General features: G+C 72.8%; 17 protein-coding genes and 1 tRNA gene. 3 read left to right on the forward strand and 15 right to left on the reverse strand.

Annotated elements, in window-relative coordinates; genetic code table 11:
- Position 1: 1 nt before the first annotated feature.
- Positions 2 to 1,261 (reverse strand): serine hydrolase domain-containing protein, encoded by a 1,260-nt coding sequence (locus B6R96_RS16555; RefSeq protein ID WP_081522816.1) that lies wholly within the window; start codon positions 1,259 to 1,261, stop codon positions 2 to 4.
- 165 nt (positions 1,262 to 1,426) lie between these two features.
- Here B6R96_RS16555 and B6R96_RS16560 point away from each other — a divergent pair, with 165 nt between their 5' ends.
- Both B6R96_RS16560 and B6R96_RS16565 read left to right on the forward strand, forming a co-directional pair.
- Positions 1,427 to 2,986: an outer membrane protein assembly factor BamB family protein gene (locus B6R96_RS16560; protein WP_081522817.1), complete on the forward strand. Its 1,560-nt coding sequence runs from the start codon at positions 1,427 to 1,429 to the stop codon at positions 2,984 to 2,986.
- Between the two features lie 11 nt (positions 2,987 to 2,997).
- Positions 2,998 to 3,837, forward strand: a complete 840-nt coding sequence (locus tag B6R96_RS16565; protein WP_081522818.1) for a hypothetical protein — start codon at positions 2,998 to 3,000, stop codon at positions 3,835 to 3,837.
- Positions 3,838 to 3,898: 61 nt separating this feature from the next.
- Here the strand turns inward: B6R96_RS16565 and B6R96_RS16570 are convergent.
- From B6R96_RS16570 to bldG, 10 genes are all read right to left on the reverse strand, one after another.
- A tRNA-Thr gene (locus B6R96_RS16570) sits at positions 3,899 to 3,972 on the reverse strand.
- Positions 3,973 to 4,141: 169 nt separating this feature from the next.
- The gene (locus tag B6R96_RS16575) at positions 4,142 to 5,710 is read right to left on the reverse strand and encodes an alpha/beta hydrolase (protein ID WP_081522819.1); all 1,569 of its coding nucleotides are present in this window, start codon (positions 5,708 to 5,710) and stop codon (positions 4,142 to 4,144) included.
- A gap of 205 nt (positions 5,711 to 5,915) precedes the next feature.
- Complete coding sequence (locus tag B6R96_RS16580) at positions 5,916 to 7,127, reverse strand: DNA polymerase III subunit delta' (protein ID WP_030383630.1); 1,212 nt, start codon at positions 7,125 to 7,127, stop codon at positions 5,916 to 5,918.
- 15 nt (positions 7,128 to 7,142) lie between these two features.
- Positions 7,143 to 10,472, reverse strand: a complete 3,330-nt coding sequence (gene tmk, locus B6R96_RS16585) for a dTMP kinase (protein WP_162498487.1) — start codon at positions 10,470 to 10,472, stop codon at positions 7,143 to 7,145.
- A 174-nt stretch (positions 10,473 to 10,646) separates the two neighbouring features.
- Positions 10,647 to 13,475 carry a type I DNA topoisomerase gene (gene topA / locus B6R96_RS16590; protein WP_081522820.1) on the reverse strand — a complete coding sequence of 943 codons (2,829 nt, stop codon included), beginning with the start codon at positions 13,473 to 13,475 and terminating at the stop codon, positions 10,647 to 10,649.
- Between the two features lie 610 nt (positions 13,476 to 14,085).
- Positions 14,086 to 15,600 (reverse strand): DUF7059 domain-containing protein, encoded by a 1,515-nt coding sequence (locus B6R96_RS16600; RefSeq protein WP_081522821.1) that lies wholly within the window; start codon positions 15,598 to 15,600, stop codon positions 14,086 to 14,088.
- A gap of 172 nt (positions 15,601 to 15,772) precedes the next feature.
- Entirely contained in the window at positions 15,773 to 16,336 is a 564-nt protein-coding gene (locus B6R96_RS16605; protein ID WP_030383634.1) for a hypothetical protein, read from the reverse strand.
- Between the two features lie 164 nt (positions 16,337 to 16,500).
- Positions 16,501 to 18,903, reverse strand: a complete 2,403-nt coding sequence (locus B6R96_RS16610; RefSeq protein WP_053167080.1) for a sodium-translocating pyrophosphatase — start codon at positions 18,901 to 18,903, stop codon at positions 16,501 to 16,503.
- A 276-nt stretch (positions 18,904 to 19,179) separates the two neighbouring features.
- A complete protein-coding gene (locus B6R96_RS16615; RefSeq protein WP_081522822.1) occupies positions 19,180 to 19,620 on the reverse strand; it encodes an ATP-binding protein in 441 nt (146 codons plus the stop codon).
- 122 nt (positions 19,621 to 19,742) lie between these two features.
- Entirely contained in the window at positions 19,743 to 20,084 is a 342-nt protein-coding gene (bldG, locus tag B6R96_RS16620) for an anti-sigma factor antagonist BldG (protein WP_008743037.1), read from the reverse strand.
- Positions 20,085 to 20,154: 70 nt separating this feature from the next.
- On the opposite strand from bldG, the gene B6R96_RS16625 reads away from it, so the two are divergent.
- Positions 20,155 to 22,626 carry a DEAD/DEAH box helicase gene (locus tag B6R96_RS16625; RefSeq protein WP_081522823.1) on the forward strand — a complete coding sequence of 824 codons (2,472 nt, stop codon included), beginning with the start codon at positions 20,155 to 20,157 and terminating at the stop codon, positions 22,624 to 22,626.
- Between the two features lie 230 nt (positions 22,627 to 22,856).
- On the opposite strand, the gene B6R96_RS16630 is transcribed toward B6R96_RS16625, so the two are convergent.
- The 4 genes from B6R96_RS16630 to B6R96_RS16645 are packed head-to-tail and all read right to left on the reverse strand — an operon-like array spanning position 22,857 to position 24,516.
- Entirely contained in the window at positions 22,857 to 23,198 is a 342-nt protein-coding gene (locus tag B6R96_RS16630; RefSeq protein ID WP_081522824.1) for an Rv3654c family TadE-like protein, read from the reverse strand.
- A complete protein-coding gene (locus tag B6R96_RS16635) occupies positions 23,195 to 23,581 on the reverse strand; it encodes a TadE family type IV pilus minor pilin (RefSeq protein ID WP_081522825.1) in 387 nt (128 codons plus the stop codon). Before B6R96_RS16635 ends, B6R96_RS16630 begins: the two co-directional genes overlap by 4 nt.
- Positions 23,568 to 23,765, reverse strand: coding sequence for a DUF4244 domain-containing protein (locus B6R96_RS16640; protein WP_081522826.1), 198 nt, complete (start codon positions 23,763 to 23,765; stop codon positions 23,568 to 23,570). The genes B6R96_RS16635 and B6R96_RS16640 overlap by 14 nt, the downstream gene beginning before the upstream one ends.
- Before the next feature lie 49 nt (positions 23,766 to 23,814).
- Positions 23,815 to 24,516: a type II secretion system F family protein gene (locus B6R96_RS16645; RefSeq protein WP_335755540.1), complete on the reverse strand. Its 702-nt coding sequence runs from the start codon at positions 24,514 to 24,516 to the stop codon at positions 23,815 to 23,817.
- Positions 24,517 to 24,569: the final 53 nt, after the last annotated feature.

Below are 24,569 nucleotides of genomic sequence, written 5' to 3' on the forward strand. Positions count from 1 at the left end.
GTCACGACGGGGGCTGGGCGGGGAGCGTGTAGACCCGCTCGGGCGTCACGATCTTCGTGATCGCCTCCCCGAAGAGGGTGCTGGGCTCCTGGCCCTCGTACCCGATGTCGGTGTTGAGCAGCACGACCAGCGTGGCCCGGGCCTGCGGCAGGTAGAGGACGAGCGAGCCGTAGCCCGGCAGTGAGCCGTTGTGCCCGATCCAGCCCTGGACGTTGAAGATGCCGAGGCCGTAGCCCGCGCCCGGGATCGCGTCGACCACGTCCAGCCGCTGGGCCTGGGTGGCGGGGGTCAGCAGGGTCCCGGTGGCCAGGGTCTTCGCCCAGCTGCGCAGGTCGGGAAGGTCGGAGATCATCGCGCCGGCCGCCCAGCCCCAGGAGGGGTTCCAGTCGGTAGAGTTCTCGATCTTCCCGGAGGCCGTCTGGTTCGTGTAGCCCTGGGCGTGCGGCTCGGGGAACTCCGGGCCCGTGGGGAAGACGGTGTGCTTCAGCCCGGCCGGTGCGACCACCTCCCGCTCGATGAACCGGCCGAGGGGCACACCGCTGACCTTCTCCACCACCAGCCCGAGGAGGATCAGGTTGGTGTTGCAGTAGTAGAACTTCGCGTTCGGCTCGAAGAGCACCGGGTGCTTGAAGGAGTAGTCGAGCAGCTCCTGCGGGGTGAAGGGCCGCTCGGGGTTGCTGGTCAGCGCCTTGTAGAAGTCCTCGTCCGCCGAGTAGTTGAAGAGCCCGCTGCGCATGCCGGCCAGCTCGCGCAGGGTGATCCGGTCGCCGTTCGGCACCCCGTCGACGTACTTGCCGATCGGGTCGTCGAGCCCGACCTTGCCGTCGTCGACCAGTTCCAGGAGGGCGGTGACGGTGAAGGTCTTCGTCACGCTGCCGATCCGCATGTTCAGGTTCGGGGTCATCGGAGCGCCCGTGGCCTTGTCCGCGACGCCGAAGGACCGTATGTACTCGCCCTTGCCGGGCGCCGACACGGCCACGATCACGCCGGGGATCTTCGCCTCGGCCAGGACCTTGCGGATGGCGTCGTCCAACTGCCGGGTCACGGCGGGGGTGAGCTGCGCGAACCCGTCGGAGGCGGGGGTCGGCGTCGGCGTCGGCGTGGGGGTGGGGGCTGCGGCCGTCATGGTCGGCGCGTGCGCCGCCGCGTCCGGCCCGTACACCGCCGCGGCTCCAGCGGGCCCCACGGGCCCCACCAGGAGTCCGGCCACCAGACCGACCGCCGCCGCGCCCACGGCCGTACTGCGCCAGCGTGTCGTCATGCCCGGCCTCCTCGCCCGCCAAGCCCACAACCTCCACTCCACGCTAGACCTGTGCATCCGGACGGGCGACCGGGAGCCGGGAGGGGGCGGCGGGCGGTGTGGGAGGCGCCGAAGAAGTCTAAAAATCTATTCTAGAAAGCCCCCCGAACCGGCCAGACTTCCCCCATGACCGGTCCCACCCCCGGCACACGGCCGGAACCCGACGCGCAGGAGCCCGTCGGCTTCGGGCCGCCGCCCGCACCGTTCGGCCCCGATCAGGGCCCGCGTCCCCGTCCCCGTTCGCGATCCGCCGGCGCCGTCGCGGCCGCCGTCGCGGCTGTGGTCGCAGCCCTGCTCCTGATCGGCGGCGGCGCGTACGGGCTGACGGTCCGCACCGGTGTCGGCGTCCCCGGTCCGCCCGCGGCCGGACCCTCCGGTTCTCCCTCGGTCGACCAGGGCGACGGCAAGGGCCCCGGCGGGACCCCCGCGGCCTACGACCCCAACGCCGGCATCCGGCCGGGCGAGGCCCGGGTCTGGCTGCGCGACAACCAGGCCGAGGTGGCCGGGTCCGGGACCTCGCAGTACGGCCCGTGGCGGGTGGGCGCCACCGTGGTCGCCGCGATCTCCAACGGGCTCACCGCCTACGCGGTGGCCGACGGCCAGGAGAAGTGGAAGCTTCCGCTCCAGACGCCGTTGTGCGGGGTCCCCCCGGCCCCGTCCGCGACCGGCGTACTCGTCGTCGCGGTGAAGGAGACCGCCTCGGACACCTCGCGGTGCACCCACCTCCAGCAGATCGACCTCACCACGGGGAAGGCGGGCTGGAAGGTTCCGGTACCGCGCGAGAACGAGCACGACACCTCGGTGGAATTCGAGTTGGCGATCAGCGGTGACACCGTGGCCGTCGCCCGCCCCGCCGTCATGAGCGGCTTCTCGGTCACCGACGGCCGCAAGCTCTTCGGCACCTCGAAGACCAACGGCTGCTACCCGTCCGCCTTCGCCGGGGGCTCGCGGCTGATCGGAATCCGCCACTGCCCCGACCCGAACGACACCCGCGCGTCGGGACAGGCGATGGTCGAGGAGCTGGATCCGGCCACCGGCAGCGCGCGCTGGAGCCACAAGTACGACCCGGACTGGACGGTCGGCCGGGTGCTCTCGATGGACCCCCTGGTGATCGCCGCGCACCACAAGGACAAGAAGACCTGGAACATCAAGGCCTTCGCCGCCGACGGCACGGTGCGCTCGCAGACCAACCCGGGCTTCGGGGTCAGCGGCCGGTGCAACGGGTTCGGCAACGCGAGCGGCTTCCAGGAGTGCTACGCCGCCGCGGCCGACGCCGACACGCTCTACCTCGGCGCGGGCAAACCCGGCATCAGCCTCGGCATCGACGACACCAACCAGGTCGTCGCCGTCGACCTGAACACGGGCAAGGAGCGGTGGCGCACCGCCGAGCAGCCCAAGGGGCGCACCATGTGGCCGCTCGCGGTGGAGGGCGGCCGCGTCGTCGTGTACGTCTCCCCGGGCAGCGGCGGCGGCGAGGCGGGGGCGGTCGTCTCCCTCGCCGCGGCCGACGGTGCGGCGCAGCCCGTTCTGCAGAGCCCGGCCGCGGCCGCCGGCGCCCAGGGCGTCTTCTACCCGCACGGCCTGCGCACCGCGTGGGCGGACGGTCGGCTGTTCCTGCTCAACGGCAGGGTCTACAGCCCGGAACCACGCAAAGCGAGCCGCGCGATCCTCTCGTTCGGCAAGTAGGAGGGCCACCCGTGCAGAACCCGTACCAGGAGCCGGACCGGCCCGGCGACCTCTACCGGCCGCCGCCGTTCCATCCGCAGCAGCAACCGGGCGGCGCCGGGGGCAGGAAGAGCCGGAAGAAGATCGTGGCCGGGCTCTGCGCCCTGACCGCCCTGGCGGTCGCCGCTGCCGCGACCGGGGTCGTGCTCGGCGTCCGCGAGAACCGGGCGCGCGAGCGCGCCATCCCGCCGGCGTCCGCGGCGGACCCGACGAAGCCGCAGGTCGCGGGCTGGAAAACCGTGGTCAACCCCGAGCACGGCACCGCCTTCGACGTTCCGCCGCAGTGGGAGGTCCTCGAACCCACGGTCTTCAGCGGCTACACGGACGACAAGGACCCGGACAAGGTCCTCATCGGGCACACGGCTCCCGCCTTCTACAAGTCCAAGTGGTGCAGCATCGACGCGGACGGCGACGGCCAGTTCTCGGACGTCCGGCTCGCCAACACGGGCACCAAGGGCGCGGCCGGCGCCAAGACCGCCGAGGAGATCGCCGAGAAGGAGGCACCGACCTGGGTCTACGCCGCCTACACCCAGCCGGACAAGAGCGTGGTCAAGACGGACAAGCCGGTCGCGTACACGACGAAGTCCGGGGTCCGGGGCAGCTACGTCAGAGCCCGCTCCAAGGGCGCCGCCCGGACCGACCACTGCGCGGGCGACGGCCAGGCGGTCGTCTTCGGCTTCAAGAACTCACGGGGCGACTTCGTCTCCTGGGACTTCTACGGCCGCACGGGCGTCCCCGGAGCCGTCGAGGACGCCCTGATCATGCGCGTCCTGAGCACGGTCCGCCTGGCCGGCACCCCCAAGGAACGCTGACCCGCCCACGGAAATAGCAAAAGCCCCAGGTCACGGCGAGTGAGTCCTGGGGCTTCCACAGAGCCGCCTTCGGGATTCGAACCCGAGACCTACGCATTACGAGTGCGTTGCTCTGGCCAACTGAGCTAAGGCGGCACCGCTGGTCAGACAAGTGTTCCCTCGAAGAGGGGCGCTCATCAGCAGCGGCGCCAAGTCTACAGGGTGTGGACGGGTGCCCCGAACCAGGTTTCGGGTGGGTGAGGCGCACGTCACATACCGGGGTGTTCACGTCATTTCGGCAGGCGCACGGCACAGGGTGGCGCGCTCAGCACTTCTTGTTCGCCTCCGGGGGCTTGCCCTCCAGGAGGTAGCGGTTGATCGCGGTGTCGATGCAGTCGCTGCCGCGGCCGTACGCCGTGTGGCCGTCGCCGTCGTAGGTGAGGAGGGTGCCCGAGTCGAGCTGGCCGGCCAAGGCCTGGGCCCACTTGTACGGGGTGGCCGGGTCGCGGGTGGTGCCCACCACCACGATCGGCGAGGCGCCCTTCGCGGTCAGCTCCCTCGCCTTGCCCGTGGCCTTCACGGGCCAGTAGGTGCAGTTCAGCGAGGCCCAGGCCAGGCCCGCGCCGAAGACCGGGGAGGCCTTCTGGAAGGAGGGCAGGGCGGAGTCGACCGCCTCCGGGCCGGTGAAGGCCGGGGGCTGGTCGATGCAGTTGACGGCGGCGTTCGCGAACATCAGGTTGGCGTACTTGCCGTCCGCCTCGCGCTCGTAGTAGCTGTCGGCCAGGCTCAGCAGGCCCGAGCCGTCACCGTTCATCGCCGAGGAGAGCGCCTCGCGCAGCTGCGGCCAGGCGCTCTCGTCGTACAGCGCCGCGATCACCCCGGTCGTCGCCAGGGACTCGCCCAGCGGCCGCTTGGGATCGCCGCTCGGAACGGGCTGCGCGTCGACCTTGCGGAAGAACTCCTTCAGGCGCGCTGCCACCGCGTCCGGGTCGCCCTTGCCGAGCGGGCAGTCGGCCTGCTTCGCGCAGTCCTTGGCGAAGGACGTGAAGGCCGTCTCGAAGCCCTCGGTCTGGTCCCGGTTCAGTTCGAGCGCAGGACGGGCGGGGTCCATCGCCCCGTCCAGGACCAGCCGGCCGACCCGGTCCGGGAAGAGGTCCGCGTACGTCGCCCCGAGGAGGGTGCCGTACGAGGCCCCGACGTAGTTGAGCTTCTCGTCGCCGAGCACCGCACGCAGCAGGTCCATGTCCCGGGCGGCTTCGACGGTCGAGACGTGCGGCAGGACCCGCTGCGCGTTCTTCTCGCAGCCGGCCGCGAACTCCTTGAACGCCGCCACCAGCTCGGCCCGCTCGGCCGCGTCGTCCGGCGTCTGGTCCACCTGCGTGTACTTGTCCATGGCCGGGCCGTCCAGGCACTCGACGGGATTGCTGCGTTCCACCCCGCGCGGGTCGAAGGACACCATGTCGTACTGGGCCCGGACCGCCGCGGGATAGCCGATGCCCGCGTACGCCTGGAGGTAGCCGATGCCCGAGCCGCCCGGGCCGCCCGGGTTGACCAGCAGCGAGCCGAGACGCTTGCCGGGACCGGTGGCCTTGCGCCGCGCCACGGCGATGTCGACGTCCTGGCCCGAGCCGGGGTTCGCGTAGTCCAGCGGGGCTTTCATGGTGGAGCACTCGAAGCCGGGGACACCGCACTCGCGCCAGGTCAGCTTCTGCGCGTAGTACGGGCGCAGCGCGGCCGCGGTCGGGGACGGTTGCGCCGACGGCGGGGCGGACTCCGGCGCGGAGGACGCGGCGGCCCGGGGTTCCCCCGACCCGCCCGAGGTGCACCCGGAGAGCAGCAGCCCGGTGGCTGCGATCACGGTCCCGGTGGTACGCAGCAGGCGATGGGTGTCCATCTACGGAGCCTACGTCCTGCCGATGGAGGTGAGCGGGCCCGCCGGGACCGGACGGCTGCGCGCCTTCCGTGGCCCGCACCGGGCAGGGCCCGGACCGGGCGCCACCGGGCCCGGACGGCGGTCCGCCCGTACGGGTGAACCGTCAACCGGGTGTGGACCGCCGACCTGCCGGTCAGCCCCCGCACGGCCTGCGATCAGCGCTCGATCAGCCCGCGCGCAGCGACATCGTCATCGCCTCGACGGCCAGGAGCGGGGCGACATTGCGGTCGAGGGCGTCCCGGCAGGCGATGATCGCCTCGATCCGGCGCAGGGTCCGCTCGGGACCTGAGGCGCGGGCGACGCGGTCCAGGTCGGGCCGTATCTCCTCATTGGCGATGGCCACGGACGAGCCGAGCTGCAGCGCCAGCACGTCCCGGTAGAAGCCGGTGAGATCGGTCAGCGCCAGGTCGAGGGTGTCGCGCTGGGTGCGGGTGCGGCGGCGCTTCTGCCGGTCCTCCAGCTCCTTCATCACGCCCGCCGTACCGCGCGGCATCCGGCTGCCGGCACCCGCGCCGGCGCCGAGCGCGGCGCGCAGCTCCTCGGTCTCCTTGGTGTCGACCTCCTCCGCGACCTGCTTGGCGTCCTCGGCGGCGGCGTCGACCAGCTCCTGCGCGGCCTTGAGGCAGCCGCCCACGTCGTCGACGCGCAGCGGGAGCTTCAGCACGGCGGCCCGGCGGGTACGGGCGGACTCGTCGGTGGCGAGCCGGCGGGCCCGGTCGATGTGCCCCTGGGTCGCCCGGGCCACGGCCGCGGCGACGGCGGGCTCGATGCCGTCGCGCCGGACCAGCAGATCGGCGACGGCGTCGACGCTCGGGGTGCGCAGGCTCAGGTGCCGGCAGCGGGAGCGGATGGTGGGCAGCACGTCCTCCAGCGAGGGCGCGCACAGCAGCCACACCGTCCGCGGAGCGGGTTCCTCCACGGCCTTGAGGATCACGTTGCCGGCGCCCTCGGTGAGCCGGTCGGCGTCCTCCAGGACGATGACCTGCCAGCGGCCGACGGCCGGGGACAGCTGGGCCCGGCGGACCAGGTCGCGGGTCTCCTTCACGCCGATGGACAGCAGGTCGGTGCGGACGATCTGCACGTCGGCGTGCGTACCGATGACGGTGGTGTGGCAGCCGTCGCAGAACCCGCAGCCCGGCTCACCGCCGAGGGCGCGGTCGGGGCTGGTGCACTGCAGGGCGGCCGCGAAGGCCCGGGCGGCGGTGGACCGCCCGGCTCCGGGCGGTCCGGTGAACAGCCAGGCGTGGGTCATCTTGGAGGCGGGGGGCGGCGCGGTCCCGTCCGTGATGGCCGTGACCAGTGCGTCGGCGTCGCGGGCGGCGGCGGCCAGCTGCTTCTGGACCCGCTCCTGTCCCACCAGGTCGTCCCATACGGGCATCCCGCCCACCACCTTTCACTCTCCGTGCACCCATTGTGGCGGGCGGCACTGACAATCCGTCCCGCTCGGCTCAGCGGCGGCGGCGCGGTGCGCGTTCGCCCTCGTCGCCGTCCTCGTCGTCCCGGTGGCGGCCCAGCAGTTCGTCCGCGAGCGTCGGCAGATCGTCCAGCGGGGTCTCCTCGGCCCAGTCCGGGCGTGCCCGGCGCGGCCGGCCCTCGTCATCGACGACGGGCAGTTCCCGGGTCCGGTCGTTGCCGGAGTCGCGGAAGATGCCCGACGGCACCCGGTCGGCCGGGTTCTCCTCGGGGCGCTGGGCCGTCGGCCGGGTGGCGGAGCGGTGCCCGCCCCCACCGGCCCGCGGGGCCTGCGGGGTCCGGGGGGGCCTGCGGCGCGTCCGGGCGTACGGGGGGGCAGTACCGCCGTCTCGTCCGTCGCGCGGACCGGCGGCAGCACCGCGGTCTCCTCGGCGGACGCCGGGTCGATCTTCGGCACCGGGACGGTCTGGGTGACGTCGTCCGGCTGGACGACCCGCTTGACCGGCGGCGCGGCCATCGGGGTCTCCACCGTCACCGCGTCGTCCGGGTGCGGTTCCGCGTCCGGCTCCGGCTTCTTGGTCATGCCGACCTTGGGCGCGGACGCCGGTGCGGGGGCAGGCGCAGGGGCGGGGGACGGGGACTGAGCCGGTGCAGGGGCCGCCTGGGGCGCAGGCGCGGGCGCCGCAGCCGCGGCCTCGGCAGCCGCAGCCGCCGCGACGGCCGCCGCCTTCGCCGCCGCCTCGGCCTCCACCAGCCGGCGTGCCTCCTCGGCCTTCAGCAGGGCCTCCTCGGCCCTGCGCTGCTTCTCCAGCCGCCGCTCCTCGGCCTCGGCCCGCAGCCGGGCCTCCTCCTCGGCCTGCCGGCGCAGCCGCTCGGCCTCCGCCGCGCGCGCCTTCTCCTCGGCCTCCGCGCGCAGCCGCTCGGCCTCGGCCCGGGCCCGGGCCTCCTCCTCGGCGCGCAGCCGCTCCTCCTGCGCCCTGCGGGCGGCCTCCGCCTCGGCCTTGATCCGCGCTTCCTCGGCCTCGCGCGCCTTGCGGGCCTCTTCCTCGGCGCGCAGCCGCTCTTCCTCCGCCTTGCGCGCGGCCTCTTCCTCGGCCCTGCGCCGGGCCTCCTCCTCGGCGAGGCGCCGCGCCTCCGCCTGGGCGGCCACTTCGGCCTCCGAGAGCGGCAGCATCCGGTCCAACCGGTGCCGTACGACCGTGGTCACCGAATCCGGGTCCTGCCCCGCGTCGACCACGAGGTAGCGGCCGGGGTCGGACGCGGCGAGGGTCAGGAACCCGGACCGCACCCGCTGGTGGAACTCCGCCGGCTCCGACTCCAGCCGGTCCGGCGCCTCCGTGAACCGCTCGCGCGCCGCCTCCGGCGATACGTCGAGCAGCACGGTCAGGTTCGGGACGAGCCCGTCGGTCGCCCAGCGCGAGATCCGGGCGATCTCGGTGGGGGACAGGTCGCGGCCCGCGCCCTGGTAGGCCACCGAGGAGTCGATGTAGCGGTCCGAGATGACGACCGCGCCGCGCTCGAGGGCCGGGCGCACCACGGTGTCCACGTGCTCCGCGCGGTCGGCGGCGTACAGCAGGGCCTCGGCACGGTTCGAGAGACCGGCGGAGGAGATGTCGAGCAGGATCGAACGGAGCCGCTTGCCGACGGGGGTCGCCCCGGGCTCCCGGGTCACCACGACCTCGTGGCCCTTGCCCCGTATCCAGGAGGCCAGCGCCTCGACCTGGGTGGACTTGCCGGCCCCGTCGCCGCCCTCCAGGGCGATGAAGAAGCCGGTGGCGGACGCCGCCTGGACGGGCTCGCCGCCGCGCAGCGCCTCGCGCAGATCGCGCCGCAGGGGTACGCCCCGGCGGTCGTCGGCCTTGGTGAGCACCACCACGGCGACGGGCAGCAGCAGGGCGCCGACCAGCATCAGCGTGAAGGCGGCGCCGCCGTGCGCGAAGACGATCTCGGCGCCGGTCAGCCGGTGCGGGCCGATCGCCGCGGCCAGGACGGGGGCGACGACGGCGCCGAGCGCCACGGCCACCCGGACGGCCGCCTGGAGGTGCTCGGTGACCCGGGCCCGGCGGAACTCCTCGGTCTCCTGGTCCAGCAGGGTGTGGCCGGTGTTGGCCGCGACGCCCGCGGCGAGGCCGGCGAGCAGCGACAGGAACAGCACGGTCGCCATGTCGGGGACGAGCCCGGTCAGCAGCAGCGCGAGCCCGGTCACCGCTATGGCGAGGGCCAGCAGCCGGCGCCGGGACAGGGCGGGCAGCACCTTGCCGGCCTGGGTGGCGCGGATGCCGGCGGCGGTGCCGCCGACGAGCGCGAGGACGAACAGGGCGAAGGCGGCCGGGCCGCCACCCAGGTCGAGGGCGTGCAGTACGGAGACGGCGACGGCGCTGGACACCGCTCCGGCGACCGCGGCGCAGCTCACGACCAGCAGCGGGACGGCGCCCGTACGGCCCTTGTCGGGCCGGTCGCCCGCCTTGGGGGCGCGCAGGCCCTCCAGCGGGGAACGCGGACGCGGGGTCGCCCCGCCGGGCAGCACCAGGGGCAGCAGCAGCGAGACGGAGGCGGCGAACAGGCCGGAGGCCACGTACGAGCCGAGCGCGGCCTGGTTCGCGGCGAACCAGTCGATGCCGAGGCCGAGCGCCTTGCCGACCAGGGTCGCGGCGAGCAGCAGGGCCGCGGCGAGGGGCAGCGCCGCGAAGGCGGTGCGCAGGGTCAGCCGGCGCAGCGCGTCCAGGTGGTCCGGGAGCGGCCGTACGGTGGCCCCCTCCGGCGGCGGCGCGGGCAGCAGGGCGGGCGCCGCGCTCTCCTTGGCCAGGGTCCACAGCCGCTCGGCGGCGCCGGAGACGAACACGGTGGCCAGCAGGGCGGTGAGCGCCTGGGCCGGGATCCAGTCGAGCCACAGCGGGGCGACGACGAAGAGCGCGAGGCGGACCCCGTCGGCCCCGATCATGGTCCAGCGGCGGTCCAGCTTGCCGCCCGCGCCCAACAGCCCGGCCAGCGGGCCGAGGAGGACCGCGCCGAAGAGGAGGGTGGCGAGGATGCGGACCCCGAAGACGGCGGCGACGGCGAGGGCCGCGCCGCGGTACCCGCCGCCGAAGGCCCCTTCCGAGGCGGCGGCCTGAAGGGCCAGCAGCACCAGCACCAGGAGGGTCAGGGCATCGCCGATGCCGCTCACCAACTGGGCGCTCCACAGCCGTCGCAGCCTGGGAGTGCGCAGCAGTGCGCGCACCGCACGCTCGCGGGAATCCGCGGCTAGGGCTTCGTCGTAGGTGGGGTTCGCCGGGGCGGTAACGACCGCCGGCTGCTCGGCTCGCGTCATCCGCCCAGCCTATCCGCTGCACTGTGCGGGTGCGGAAGCCTGTGGACGAGGCCGGGTGTGACCCAGGACCCACCTTTTTCCCGGGGGCGGCCGGCGCCGCTGCGGGACCCTGCCCCGGACCCCGGACCGCAAACGCCGGCGGGGCCGGAAACAGCCCCGCCGGCGACGGGTCGCCTACTCGTCCGCGGCCGGGGCGGCGGCCGTCTTCTTGGCCGTCGCCTTCTTGGCGGTGGTCGCGGTGGTCTTCTTGGCGGTGGTCGTCTTCTTGGCCGCCGTCGTCTTCTTCGCGGCAGCGGTCTTGGTCGCCGTCGCCTTCTTCGCCGGGGCCTTCTTGGCGGGAGCCTTCTTCGCCACCTTCTTGGCCGGGCCCTTCGCCCGCTTCTCCGCGAGCAGCTCGTAGCCCCGCTCCGGCGTGATCGTCTCGACGTCGTCGTCCCGCCGCAGCGTCGCGTTCGTCTCGCCGTCCGTCACGTACGGACCGAAGCGGCCGTCCTTGACCACCACCGGCTTCTCGCTGACCGGGTCCGTGCCCAGCTCCTTCAGCGGCGGCTTGGCCGCGGCCCGGCCCCGCTGCTTGGGCTGCGCGTAGATGGCGAGGGCCTCGTCCAGCGTGATCGAGAAGAGCTGGTCCTCGGTCTCCAGCGACCGCGAGTCCGTGCCCTTCTTCAGGTACGGGCCGTAGCGGCCGTTCTGGGCCGTGATCTCCACGCCCTCGGCGTCCGCGCCGACCACGCGCGGCAGCGACATCAGCTTCAGCGCCTCGTCGAGGGTGACCGTGTCCAGGCTCATGGACTTGAAGAGCGAGGCCGTCCGCGGCTTGACCGCGTTCTTGCCCGTCTTCGGGGTGCCCTCGGGGAGGATCTCCGTCACGTACGGGCCGTAGCGGCCGAGCTTCGCGACGATCTCGTTGCCGCTGACCGGGTCCTTGCCGAGCTCGAACTCGCCGCTCGGCGCGGCGAACAGCTCCTCCGCGTACTCGATCGTCAGCTCGTCCGGAGCCATATCGTCCGGTACGTCGGCGCGCTGGTGGCCCTCCGCGGCCTTCTCGCCGCGCTCGATGTACGGCCCGTAGCGGCCGACGCGCAGCACGATGCCGTCGCCGACCGGGAAGGAGGAGATCTCCCGGGCGTCGATCGCGCCGAGGTCGGTGACCAGCTCCTTCAGACCGCCGAGGTGGTCCCCGTCGGCCGGCACGACCTCGGTCGCGTCCTCCGAGCCGAAGTAGAAGCGCTTCAGCCACGGCACGGACTGGGCCTCGCCCCGCGCGATGCGGTCGAGGTCGTCCTCCATCTTCGCGGTGAAGTCGTAGTCGACGAGCCGCCCGAAGTGCGTCTCCAGCAGGTTCACCACGGCGAACGACAGGAAGGACGGCACCAGGGCCGTGCCCTTCTTGAAGACGTATCCGCGGTCGAGGATGGTGCCGATGATCGACGCGTACGTCGACGGACGGCCGATCTCGCGCTCTTCGAGCTCCTTGACCAGCGAGGCCTCGGTGTAGCGGGCCGGCGGCTTGGTCGAGTGCCCGTCCGCCGTGATCTCCTCGGCGGCCAGCGCGTCGCCCTCGGCGACCTGGGGCAGCCGCTTCTCGCGGTCGTCGAGCTCGGCGTTCGGGTCGTCCGCGCCCTCGACGTACGCCTTCATGAAGCCGTGGAAGGTGATCGTCTTGCCGGAGGCGGTGAACTCGGCGTCGCGCCCGTCCGAGGCGCGGCCGCCGATCTTCACGGTGACGCTGTTGCCGACCGCGTCCTTCATCTGGGAGGCGACGGTCCGCTTCCAGATCAGCTCGTACAGGCGGAACTGGTCGCCGGTCAGACCCGTCTCGGCGGGGGTGCGGAAACGATCACCCGAGGGGCGAATCGCCTCGTGCGCCTCCTGCGCGTTCTTGACCTTGCCGGCGTAGACGCGCGGCTTCTCCGGCAGGTAGTCGGCCCCGTAGAGCTGGGTGACCTGCGCCCGCGCCGCCGACACCGCGGTGTCGGACAGCGTGGTGGAGTCCGTACGCATATAGGTGATGAAGCCGTTCTCGTACAGCTTCTGCGCCACCTGCATCGTCGCCTTCGCACCGAAGCCCAGCTTGCGCGAGGCCTCCTGCTGGAGCGTCGTCGTACGGAAGGGGGCGTACGGGGAGCGGCGGTACGGCTTGGACTCGACCGAGCGGACGGCGAACGAGGTGTCCGCCAGCGCAGCGGCCAGCGCCCGGGCGTTCGCCTCGTCGAGGTGCAGCACCTCGCTCTTGAGCTGCCCGTTCGAGCCGAAGTCACGGCCCTGTGCGACGCGCTTGCCGTCCACCGTGTTCAGGCGGGCGACCAGCGTCGACGGGTCGGAGGCGTCACCGGCCCGGCCGGTGGAGAAGGTGCCGGTCAGGTCCCAGTACTCGGCGGTGCGGAAGGCGATGCGCTCGCGCTCCCGCTCGACGACGAGGCGGGTGGCCACCGACTGGACGCGGCCCGCCGACAGCTTCGGCATGACCTTCTTCCACAGGACCGGCGATACCTCGTAGCCGTAGAGGCGGTCGAGGATGCGGCGGGTCTCCTGGGCGTCGACCATGCGCTGGTTCAGCTCGCGCGGGTTGGCGACGGCGTCGCGGATCGCGTCCTTGGTGATCTCGTGGAAGACCATCCGGTGGACGGGGACCTTGGGCTTGAGGACTTCCTGCAGGTGCCACGCGATGGCTTCGCCCTCGCGGTCCTCATCGGTGGCGAGGAAGAGTTCGTCGGACTCGGCCAGCAGCTCCTTGAGCTTCCTGACCTGGGCCTTCTTGTCCGCGTTGACGACATAGATCGGCGCGAAGTCGTGCTCGACGTCGACGCCGAGGCGGCGGACCTCGCCCGTGTACTTGTCGGGAACCTCGGCCGCGCCGCTGGGGAGGTCGCGGATGTGCCCGACGCTCGCCTCGACGACGTATCCGGGGCCGAGGTAGCCCTTGATCGTCTTCGCCTTGGCTGGGGACTCGACGATGACGAGTCGGCGGCCGCCCTTTGCGGTCTCGCTAGTCGGGGACAACTTGGCTCTTCTCTCCGGTCGGCACTCGGTCGCAGTACGGCGACGCTGCGGAGTGTGACGGTACAACCCGCCCCCGTGTCAAACGGCAGAAGCCCGCAACGGCCACTCGAACGGTAACCCGACAAGTGCCGTTTCTGCCGCCCGGATGCCGCGCCGGGGCGTTCCCGATCACCGGGCAGGGTGGTCGAAGGGCCGTCTGGCCGCGCCTTCGCACCCGGTCCCGCGCCTGCTCCGACGTCGTGTTTTCGCGCCGGGGCCTCCTCGTGATCCCGGTCCGGTCCAGACCCGCGATCTCGTTGCGGCAGCCGCGCGAGGCGCCCCGGTCCGAGGGCCGCCGGCGCTGCGCCGACGAGCCGGAGCGGCGGTACGACCGCGACGGGGCGCACGCCGTCCGCCACCGGCTCACGGTGGAAGAGTGCGCGCCCCGTCCAGGCCTGCAGAGCCGCCCCGAGCAGCGGGAACACGGGCCGGGCGAAGATCGCCGGACCGTTTTCCGCGCCGCTCCCCCACTCCCCCGGGCCGCTCTCGGGATCCCCCCGGATCCCTCTGACCGACAGACTGGCAGCCCCGGGGGTACGCCGGGCGAACCCCGGGTTACATCCAGGGGCGGCTACGGGGTGCGGCCCGCCACGGGGTCCAGGAAACCCTGCTCGACCAGCAGCCGGATGGCCTCCGGAGTGCGGTCCCGCAGCACGACCGGGTCCTCCTGCATCAGCTGCGCGATCGCGTCCAGGATCCGGCCCGCGCTCAGTGAGCCGTCACACACTCCGGCGAACCCGGCGCCGACCGTGTCGACCTTGGTCGCGCGGCGCATTCCGCGGTTCTGGCGCAGCACGACGTGTTCCGGATCCTCCGCGCCGGGCGCGCCGACCTGCTCCTGGACCACTTCCTCGGCGAGCGTGAAACGAGCCTCCAGCAGGGCCGCGTCATCGTGCTCGCGCAGGTAGTCCTGGCGCGCGAAATGGGCCAGCACGGCGTCGCCGAGCGGCTGCTCGACCGTGTGCGGCCACTCCTCGACCACGATCGAGGGCTCGGCCGCGTCCGTCCGGCGCAAGGTGATCCACCCGAAGCCGACGGACTTGGTCCCGCGCGCCTCGAACTCGTCCAGCCAGTCCTCGTACCGGCGGGCGTACTCGGCCGGGTCGGTCCGGTGGTCACCCGCGTCGCGCAGCCACAGCTCGGCGTACTGCGTGACGTCCTGCACATCACGCTGCACGATCCAGGCGTCGCAGCCGCGCGGCACCCAGGAGCGGAGCCGGTCGTGCCAGTCCTCGCCCTCCACGTGCTGCCAGTTGCCGAGGAACTGCGCGTACCCGCCCGGGTTGAGCCGCGCACCGGCCTGCTGGACCAGGGTCCGGCACAGGTCGTCGCCGCCCATGCCGCCGTCCCGGTACGTCAGCCGGGCGCCGGGGGAGATCACGAACGGCGGGTTGGACACGATCAGGTCGTACGTGGCCTCCCCGACCGGCTCGAAGAGCGACCCGGTGAGCAGCTCGGCCTCCGGGGCCCCGGACAGGGCCAGCGTCAGGCGGGTGAATTCCAGGGCCCTGGGGTTGACGTCCGTGGCGGTGACCCGGGTGGCGTGCCGGGAGGCGTGCAGCGCCTGGATTCCGGATCCGGTGCCGACGTCCAGGGCGGAGCCGACCGGGGTGCGGACGGTGATCCCGGCCAGGGTGGTGGACGCACCGCCCACACCGAGGACCACGCCCTCCTCGCGGCTGCCGATCCCGCCGGCCCCGCCGACGGCGCAGCCGAGGTCGGAGACGATGAACCAGTCCTCGCCGTCCGGCCCGCCGTACGGGCGTACGTCGACGGTGGCGTGCACCTCGTCACCCTCCAGCCGCAGCCAGCCGTCGGCCAGGGCCGCGTCGACGGGCAGCGCCCCGGCGGCGTGCACGTACGGCTCCGGCTGCTGGAGCAGGAACAGCCGGACCAGGCTCGCGAGCGCCCCGTCGCCGGGGCCGCGGGTGGCGCGCAGGGCCGGGACGGTCTCGCTGCGGGCCAGCGCGGCGTAGGCGGGGGCGCCGAGCAGGTCGAGCAGCCCGTCGGCGGTGAAACCGGCGTCGAGCAGGGCTTCGCGGAGCTCGGCGGCGCGGTCGGGCGTGGGAAGGCTGGTGGTACTCACGCGTCCATTGTGTCCGCTGGGACCCGTCCTGCCGATCACACCGGGCCCGGGCCCGGCGGCCGACCGTGAGAAAGGGCGGCCGGGCGCGAAAGGGCGGCCGGGCTCCCTTGCGGGATCCCGGCCGCCCTTTTCGGCGTACCGCGCCGAAAGCCGCCCGCGGGGGCCGGCCGCGCTACTGCGGAGCCGGCGCCGTCGCGACCTGGCAGCCCTTCTGGTTGTTGATCGCCTTGTCCAGGCCGCCCGCGTTGAGCTGGGCGAGCGCGTCCTGGCCGCCCTTCGTGGCCTCCTGGAGGCCGCCCGCGACCTCCTTGAGGCCGTCGGCGAACTTCGGCTGGTCCTTCGGGTCGAGGGCGTCCATCTTCGCCTTCAGATCGGCGTAGCCCTTGGAGGTCGACTCGAATCCCTTGGCCGCCGCCGCCTGGGTCGCGGCGCCGTTCTTGGCGGGCGGAATGCCTGCTGACTGCAGGGCGGCCCCCATCGTCCGGTAGGACTCGGACATGATCCCGAAGGCCGCCGAGTCGGTCTTCTGGACGTCCTCGGGCTTACTGCTCTCGGAGGCCACGCGCTTGATGTCGGCGTTGGCGGTCTCGATCTTCTTGAGTTCGGGTTGCCACTGGTCACAGACCTTTTTGGCCCAGGCACTGGCCTTCTCGTCGGTCTCATCGCCGCTGCAGCCGGACAGGACGAGCATCAGCACCGCACCGCCCGACATTGCGGCCGCAAGCTTCTTGTTCACCGGATTGGTCCCTTCGAAGGCTCTCGGCCCGGAAGATACACGCATGCCGTCCGGGGACGCACAAAGGCGGACAGACGGCGCGTGAGTCCGCGCCGCCCGTCCGCCGTTCGGGCGTACCGGCCGGCCCTGCCCGGCCCTGCCCGTTCCGCTGGCCGAACCTCGGGTCAGGAGACCGTCGCGGGGTCGGCCGACTGGGCCACCCGCTCGGCGGCTCCGCCTTCGCTCTCGTCGCCGACGGCGATGCCGCGGCGCTTGGAGATGTACACCGCCGCGATGATCACTCCGATCGCGAGGACCGCGACGATCGCCCGCACGGTCGGGCTGCTGTCCGCGCCGTAGCTGAACTGCACGACGGCGGGAGCGATCAGCAGCGCCACCAGGTTCATGACCTTGAGCAGCGGGTTGATCGCGGGACCGGCGGTGTCCTTGAACGGGTCGCCGACGGTGTCGCCGATGACGACGGCCGCGTGCGCCTCGCTGCCCTTGCCGCCGTGGTGGCCGTCCTCGACGAGCTTCTTCGCGTTGTCCCACGCGCCGCCGGAGTTGGCGAGGAAGACCGCCATCAGGGTGCCCGTGCCGATGGCTCCGGCCAGGAAGGAGCCGAGGGCGCCCACACCGAGGGAGAAGCCCACGGCGATGGGGGTGAGCACGGCGAGCAGGCCGGGTGTGGCGAGCTCGCGCAGCGCGTCCTTGGTGCAGATGTCGACGACGCGCCCGTACTCGGGCTTCTCGGTGTAGTCCATGATCCCGGGGTGCTCGCGGAACTGGCGGCGCACCTCGTAGACGACGGCGCCCGCGGAGCGGGAGACGGCGTTGATGGCGAGGCCGGAGAACAGGAACACGACGGCCGCGCCCAGGATCAGCCCGACGAGGTTGTTGGGCTGTGCGATGTCGAGGCTGAGGTTCATCTCCCCGGCCTTGGCTCCCACCTCCTTGACCGCGGTGGCGATCGCGTCGTTGTACGAGCCGAAGAGCGCCGCCGCGGCGAGCACGGCCGTGGCGATGGCGATGCCCTTGGTGATGGCCTTGGTGGTGTTGCCCACGGCGTCGAGGTCGGTCAGGACCTGCGCACCGGCGCCCTCGACGTCGCCGGACATCTCGGCGATGCCCTGGGCGTTGTCGGAGACGGGCCCGAAGGTGTCCATGGCGACGATGACGCCGACGGTGGTGAGCAGGCCGGTGCCGGCCAGGGCCACCGCGAAGAGCGCGAGCAGGATCGACGTACCGCCGAGCAGGAACGCGCCGTAGACGCCGAGGCCGATGAGCAGCGCCGTGTAGACGGCGGACTCCAGACCGACGGAGATGCCGGCGAGGACGACGGTGGCCGCGCCGGTCAGGGAGGACTTGCCGATGTCCCGGACGGGGCGCCGGTTGGTCTCCGTGAAGTAGCCGGTCAGTTGCTGGATCAGGGCCGCCAGCACGATGCCGATGGCGACGGCGACGACCGCCAGGATGCGCGGGTCACCGGAGTGGTTGGTGATCGCCGGGTTCTCGACGCCGACCAGCTCCTTGTAGGTGGCCGGCAGGTAGGCGTAGACGGCGATCGCGACCAGCACCAGGGAGATCACGGCCGAGATGAAGAAGCCGCGGTTGATGGCGGTCATGCCGCTGCGGTCGGAGCGCCGCGGGGAGACCGCGAAGATGCCGATCATCGCGGTGATGACGCCGATCGCGGGGACGATCAGCGGGAAGGCGAGGCCCAGGTCACCGAAGGCGGCCTTGCCGAGGATGAGCGCGGCCACGAGGGTGACGGCGTACGACTCGAAGAGGTCGGCCGCCATTCCGGCGCAGTCTCCGACGTTGTCGCCCACGTTGTCGGCGATGGTCGCGGCATTGCGCGGGTCGTCCTCCGGAATGCCCTGCTCGACCTTGCCGACCAGGTCGGCGCCGACGTCGGCGGCCTTGGTGAAGATTCCGCCGCCCACGCGCATGAACATCGCGATCAGGGCGGCGCCGAGGCCGAAGCCCTCCAGGACCTTGGGGGCGTCGGCGGCGTAGACCAGCACGACGCAGGAGGCGCCGAGCAGGCCGAGTCCGACGGTGAACATGCCGACGACGCCGCCCGTGCGGAAAGCGATCTTCATCGCCTTGTGGGAGACCTCGGTCAGGTCCTTGGCGGGCTCCCCCTCGGCCGGGGTGGCCTCGCGTGCGGCGGCGGCGACGCGGACGTTGGCCCGGACCGCCAGACGCATGCCGATGTAGCCGGTGGCGGCCGAGAAGATGGCGCCCACGAGGAAGAAGGCCGAACGCCCGCTCCGCTGCGACCAGTCGTCGGCGGGGAGCAGGAAGAGCAGGAAGAAGACCACGACGGCGAAAACGCCGAGGGTGCGCAACTGCCGGCCGAGATAGGCGTTGGCGCCCTCCTGGACGGCTGCTGCGATCTTCTTCATGCTGTCGGTTCCCTCGTCGGCGGCGAGGACCTGGCGGACCAGGATCTGCGCGACGACGAGTGCGGCAAGTGCCACGGCCGCAATGACGATCACGATGAGCCGATTGTCATCGGTGAGTACTGCGGATGCCAGATCTGTGGTGCGATCCGGCGCGATAGGGGTGAAGAGCCCCGTCATTCGTCCTCCTTGACGTGATGAGCTCAAGATGTGGACGGATTGTAGGGAGCGCGACCCGATCAAAACAGTGCGCAGGAAACGTAATTGGCGTGCTCCTGCTCCTCAGCAATAGATCGCGTCACTCCATTACCCTCGAAAGTAGTAATGGGGCAAAGGCATTGACGCCGGATCAATGATCTAGGGAAATCAAAAAGGCCCTGCTCAGCAGGGCCTTGATAAAGATCGGAAGATACGAAGGATTGCGCGCGCGGTGGATGGCGCGGAGCGCGGTGGATCTCAGGGCAGCTCGGAGACACCGGCGACGGGCCAGCTCATCCGAATCGTTCCGCCCGATTCCCCACTGGTCACCTCGACGTCGTCGACGAGCCCGCTGATCACCGCGAGCCCCATCTCGTCCTCGGCCTCGCCGTCGGACTCCAGGACGGCGGTGATGCCGGAGACGGCGTCCGAGGTACCGCCGGACGGGTGGGGGACCTCGTCACCGACCTCGATGGAGAACACCTTCTCGTCCTCGGTCAGCACGACGCGGACGGGCGCGGTCAGCCCGTTGAGCCGATGGAGTCCCACGGCACGCGAACAGGCCTCACCCACGGCGAGGCGGACCTCGTCGAGGACGGCTTCCTCCACACCGACCCGGCGCGCGACGGCGGCCGCGACCAGGCGGGCCGTACGGACGTGTTCGGGCTGGGCGCTGAAGCGCAGTTCAACGGTGGCCATGCGCGTCCCCCTCGGACTACGGGCGTGCCTTGACAGGGGCCCGGACCAACCATGGCCCGGCACCCCCGCTCTCCTTGTCGGCTCCCTGCCGCCCGGAGGCCGCGGGGAGCCGCTCGGAGCCGTCAGTCAGTGGCGTTGACGGCGTCTTCCACAGTGGTGTGGATCGGAAACACCTTGGTCAGACCGGTGATGCGGAAGATCTTCAGGATGCGCTCCTGGTTGCACACCAGACGGAGCGAGCCCTCGTGCGCACGGACGCGCTTGAGGCCTCCCACGAGCACACCAAGCCCGGTGGAGTCGAGGAAGTCCACTCGCTCCATGTCGACAACCAGGTGGTAGCTGCCGTCGTTCACCAACTCGACCAACTGCTCGCGCAGCTTGGGCGCGGTATACACATCAATCTCGCCACCGACCTCCACGACCGTACGGTCGCCGACAGTGCGAGTCGACAGGGACAGGTCCACGGATCCTCCAGCACCTTGCTATCGAGCGACGCCCCCTCACCCGAAGGTAGGCGAGGGATTGGCTGCCGCGATGGCATTCAATCACTTACCGGCAGGCGCGCACGACGCCTTCGGACCATTGTCCCGCACGCCGGTGACACACTCGGTTCCGATGGCCAACACTCACGGTCCCGGACGGCCCACGGCGCCCGCGGACCCTCGACCCACCCCCGACACGGTCCTGGACCGTCTGTCACGGGGGCCTTCCCGTGCTGCGCGCATCACCCATACGGAGCACTTGCCCCCTCGGGCGGGTCGTCATGCAGTCTGGCCCGACCGCATCCGAACAGACGTCGTGGCCGCGATCCGATCGGCCGGAATCGACCATCCGTGGGAACACCAGGCCGCGGCGGCCGAGCTCGCCCTCGACGGAACGTCCGTGGTCGTGGCCACCGGCACCGCCTCCGGCAAGTCCCTGGCCTACCTCGCTCCCGTGCTCTCCGCCCTCGCGGACGGCGCCGAGGCCCCGAACGGCCGGGGCGCGACCGCCCTGTACCTGGCCCCCACCAAGGCCCTGGCGGCCGACCAGCGGCGCGCCGTACGGGAACTGGCCGCCCCGCTGGGCAACGCCGTACGCCCCGCGGTCTACGACGGGGACACGCCCGTCGAGGAACGCGAATGGGTCCGCCAGTACGCGAACTACGTCCTGACCAACCCCGACATGCTGCACCGCGGGATCCTCCCGGCCCACCCGCGCTGGTCCTCCTTCCTGCGGGCCCTGCGCTACGTGGTGATCGACGAGTGCCACACCTACCGCGGGGTCTTCGGCTCCCACGTGGCCCAGGTCCTGCGCCGGCTGCGGCGGCTGTGCGCCCGTTACGGCGCCAATCCGGTCTTCCTGCTGGCCTCCGCCACCGCGAGCGACCCGGCGGCGGCCGCGTCCCGGCTGACCGGCGTACGGGTGATCGAGATCACCGACGACGCCTCTCCGCGCGGCGAAGTGGTCTTCGCCCTGTGGGAGCCTCCGCTGCTCACCGAGCTGCGCGGCGAGAAGGGCGCGCCCGTACGCCGTACGGCCACCGCGGAGACGGCCGACCTGCTGACCGACCTGGTCGTCCAGGGGGTCCGTACGGTCGCCTTCGTCCGCTCCCGGCGCGGTGCCGAGCTGATCTCCGTCATCACCCAGGAACGGCTGGCGTCGGTCGACCGGTCGCTGCCGCGCCGGGTCGCCGCCTACCGGGGCGGCTACCTCCCCGAGGAGCGCCGGGCCCTGGAGCGGGCCCTGCACTCGGGGGAGCTGCTCGGGCTGGCCGCGACAACGGCCCTGGAGCTGGGTGTGGACGTCTCGGGCCTGGACGCCGTCCTGATCACCGGCTACCCGGGCACCAGGGCCTCCCTGTGGCAGCAGGCCGGCCGCGCAGGGCGCTCGGGCCAGGGCGCCCTGGCCGTGCTGATCGCCCGGGACGACCCGCTGGACACCTACCTCGTGCACCATCCGGAGGCGCTGTTCCGCCAACCGGTGGAAGCCACCGTCCTGGACCCCGACAACCCGTACGTCCTCGCCCCCCACCTGTGCGCGGCGGCGGCGGAGCTGCCGCTGACCGACGCGGACCTGGAACTCTTCGGCCCGGCGACCGCGGAACTCCTCCCCCAGCTCGAAGCGGCGAAGCTGCTGCGCCGCCGGGCGACCGCCTGGCACTGGACCCGCCGGGAACGAGCCTCGGACCTGACCGACATCCGGGGCGGCGGCGGCCGCCCGGTGCAGATCGTCGAGGCCACGACCGGCCGGCTGCTGGGCACCGTCGACGAGTCGGCGGCCCACACCGCCGTCCACGAGGGAGCCGTCCACCTCCACCAGGGCCGCACGTATCTCGTGAAGCACCTGGACCTGGAGGACTCCGTGGCCCTCGTGGAACAGGCGGACCCGCCCTTCTCCACCACGGCCCGTGACACCACCTCCATCTCCATCCTGGAGACCGAGACCGAAATCCCGTGGGGCTCGGCCCGGCTCTGCTTCGGTTCCGTCGAGGTCACCAACCAGGTCGTCTCCTACCTGCGCCGCAAACTGATCACCGGGGAGGTGCTGGGCGAGGCCAAGCTCGACCTGCCGCCCCGCACCCTGCGCACCCGGGCCGTGTGGTGGACCGTGACCGAGGACCAGCTCGACGAGGCCCGGATCAACCCGGAGATCCTCGGCGGCGCCCTGCACGCCGCCGAACACGCCTCCATCGGCATGCTCCCGCTCTTCGCCACCTGCGACCGCTGGGACATCGGCGGCGTCTCCGTGCCGCTCCATCCCGACACCCTCCTCCCCACGGTCTTCGTCTACGACGGCCACCCCGGCGGCGCCGGCTTCGCGGAGCGCGCCTTCCGCACGGCCCGCGCCTGGCTGACGGCCACCCGCGACGCGATCGCCGCCTGCGAGTGCGAGTCCGGCTGCCCTTCCTGCATCCAGTCCCCCAAGTGCGGCAACGGCAACGAGCCCCTGCACAAGCGCGGCGCCATCCGCCTCCTCACGCGCCTCCTCTCCGAATCCCCGCCCCCCGAAGCCCCCGAGTCCTGACGGGGGTCCCGCGGGGCCCGACGGGGTCCCACGGAGCCTGACCGGGTTCAGCGGGGCCCGAGGGGGTCCAGCGGGGCCCGACAGGAGTCCCGCGGGGCCCGGCGCGGCCCTGCCGAAGCCTGGCGCGCGGCCCCATCGACGTTCCGGGGCCCGGCGGGCGGCGGCCCGGGGCGGCTGCGGGAGCGCCCCGGGGCCGCCCGACTGCGGGCTCAACCAACCCGGCCGCGGGCTCAGCCCGGCCGAGGCTCGGGCGGGCCCGCCCGGGCCCGGACCGCGGGGGTGAAGGGGCCCGCCGCGACCCGCGCGGTGACCTCGGCGACCTCCCCCCGCAGCAGGCACCCGCCCAGTGCCGCGCCCTGTGCCCGGGCCACCCGCAGGGCCGCCGCGCACGCCGGCTCCGGCCCGTGCGCCCAGGTCGCCGCCGCCGCGAGCGCCGCCAGGTCGGCGGCCGCCGCCGCGCGGTGGCGGGCCACGACGGCCTGGCCGAGCAGCAGCACACCACCGAACACCGCGCCCAGTACCGTCGCCACCAGTGCCGCCCAGACCGTGGCCGAACCCCGGTCCCCGCTCATGGCGGCGGCCCCACGCTGTCCTCCGCCAGGGCCACCGCCTGCGCGCCGAGCCGTACCGGCAGCCCGCCCGGACCCGGAGCGGGCGCCGCCACCCGGACCCGCCACAGGTCGCCCACCCGCTCCAGCTCCACCCGCGCCCCCTGCGGAGCAGCCGCCCGGGCGGCCGCCTCCGCCACCTCCACCGGCTCCGACCTGGCCGCGGCCCGGGCGCCGGCCCGGGCCGCGTCCACACACCGGATCTGCGCGGCCGCCGCCATCAGCGCCCACACCAGCAGCGCCGCGAACAGCACCAGCGCCGGGATCACGAGGGCGGCCTCCGCCGTCACATATCCCCGGTCCGATTTTCCGCGGACGCCCCGTGACCCGCCCTCAGAACGGCACATCGAGCGCCTTTCCGATGGTCGACTGAAGGGCCGTGGCGACGACTTCACTCGTCACCACCTTGTACAGGACGGCCGCGAATGCACAGGCCGCGATCGTGCCCATGGCGTATTCCGAGGTCGACATCCCCGCGTCGCCCCCACGCCCCGCCAACACCTTCCGTACACGAAACCAGATGATCCTCATGACAACCTCCTGTGGATTTCCGCTGTTGATGTCTGTGGTCAATGCGACTTCAGGTGTTCGAGAGAAGTCCCGAGGCCATACCGATCACCACCGGCGCGACCCCGATCGCGAGAAAAGCGGGGAGAAAACACAGCCCCACCGGCGCCGTGACGAGCACCGCCGCCCGCTGCGCCCGCGCTCCCGCACTGCGGGCGCGGTCCTCCCGCAGCCCGGAGGCGAGCCGGGAGACCGGTTCCGCCGCGGGTGCACCCGTCCGGGCGGCCCGTTCCAGGCATTCCGCGAGGGCACGGGCACCGGGTATCTCCGCCAACCTCCCCCACGCGGCGCCCGGTTCGCCGCCGAGCCGCAGCTCCGCCCCCGCTCTCGCCAGCCGCTCGCCCACCGGGCCTCCCAGCGACTCCCCGACCACCTCGGCGGCCTCCACCGGGCCCGCCCCGGCCGCCAGGCAGGCAGCCAACAGATCCGCGGCAAAAGGCAGCTGACGCTCCGCCTCCTTCGGATCCACCGCGACCGGCGACCGGGCCCTGGACCGCCACCGCCGCACGCCGAGCGCCACCAGACCGCCGACGGCCACACCCGCCACCCCGCCGACGAGCACCCAGCCCGCCAGCAGCACCCCGGCCGGCCCGGCCCACACCGCCACCGCGCCGCGCACCGCGGAGCCGAACACCGGCCCCCGCAGTCCGGGCTCCACCCCCAGCAGGGCCACGATCCTGCGCCGGGCCGCCCGCGACCGGACCCGCGCGGTCACCTCTCGCACCGTCCACAGCGCCGCCGCCGCGAGGCATACGACAATCCCCAGCC

Source organism: Streptomyces sp. Sge12 (assembly GCF_002080455.1).
Classification (GTDB): Bacteria; Actinomycetota; Actinomycetes; order Streptomycetales; family Streptomycetaceae; genus Streptomyces.

Excerpts from the sequence above, each read along its gene's own strand:
- B6R96_RS16640 (WP_081522826.1), bottom strand. The coding sequence starts at position 23,765 with ATGAGGATCATCTGGTTTCGTGTACGGAAGGTGTTGGCGGGGCGTGGG.
- tmk (WP_162498487.1), bottom strand. The coding sequence starts at position 10,472 with ATGACGCGAGCCGAGCAGCCGGCGGTCGTTACCGCCCCGGCGAACCCC.
- B6R96_RS16555 (WP_081522816.1), bottom strand. The coding sequence starts at position 1,261 with ATGACGACACGCTGGCGCAGTACGGCCGTGGGCGCGGCGGCGGTCGGT.
- B6R96_RS16610 (WP_053167080.1), bottom strand. The coding sequence starts at position 18,903 with ATGACGGGGCTCTTCACCCCTATCGCGCCGGATCGCACCACAGATCTG.
- B6R96_RS16580 (WP_030383630.1), bottom strand. The coding sequence starts at position 7,127 with ATGCCCGTATGGGACGACCTGGTGGGACAGGAGCGGGTCCAGAAGCAG.
- B6R96_RS16575 (WP_081522819.1), bottom strand. The coding sequence starts at position 5,710 with ATGGACACCCATCGCCTGCTGCGTACCACCGGGACCGTGATCGCAGCC.
- B6R96_RS16615 (WP_081522822.1), bottom strand. The coding sequence starts at position 19,620 with ATGGCCACCGTTGAACTGCGCTTCAGCGCCCAGCCCGAACACGTCCGT.
- B6R96_RS16625 (WP_081522823.1), top strand. The coding sequence starts at position 20,155 with ATGGCATTCAATCACTTACCGGCAGGCGCGCACGACGCCTTCGGACCA.
- B6R96_RS16635 (WP_081522825.1), bottom strand. The coding sequence starts at position 23,581 with ATGTGCCGTTCTGAGGGCGGGTCACGGGGCGTCCGCGGAAAATCGGAC.
- B6R96_RS16560 (WP_081522817.1), top strand. The coding sequence starts at position 1,427 with ATGACCGGTCCCACCCCCGGCACACGGCCGGAACCCGACGCGCAGGAG.
- B6R96_RS16630 (WP_081522824.1), bottom strand. The coding sequence starts at position 23,198 with ATGAGCGGGGACCGGGGTTCGGCCACGGTCTGGGCGGCACTGGTGGCG.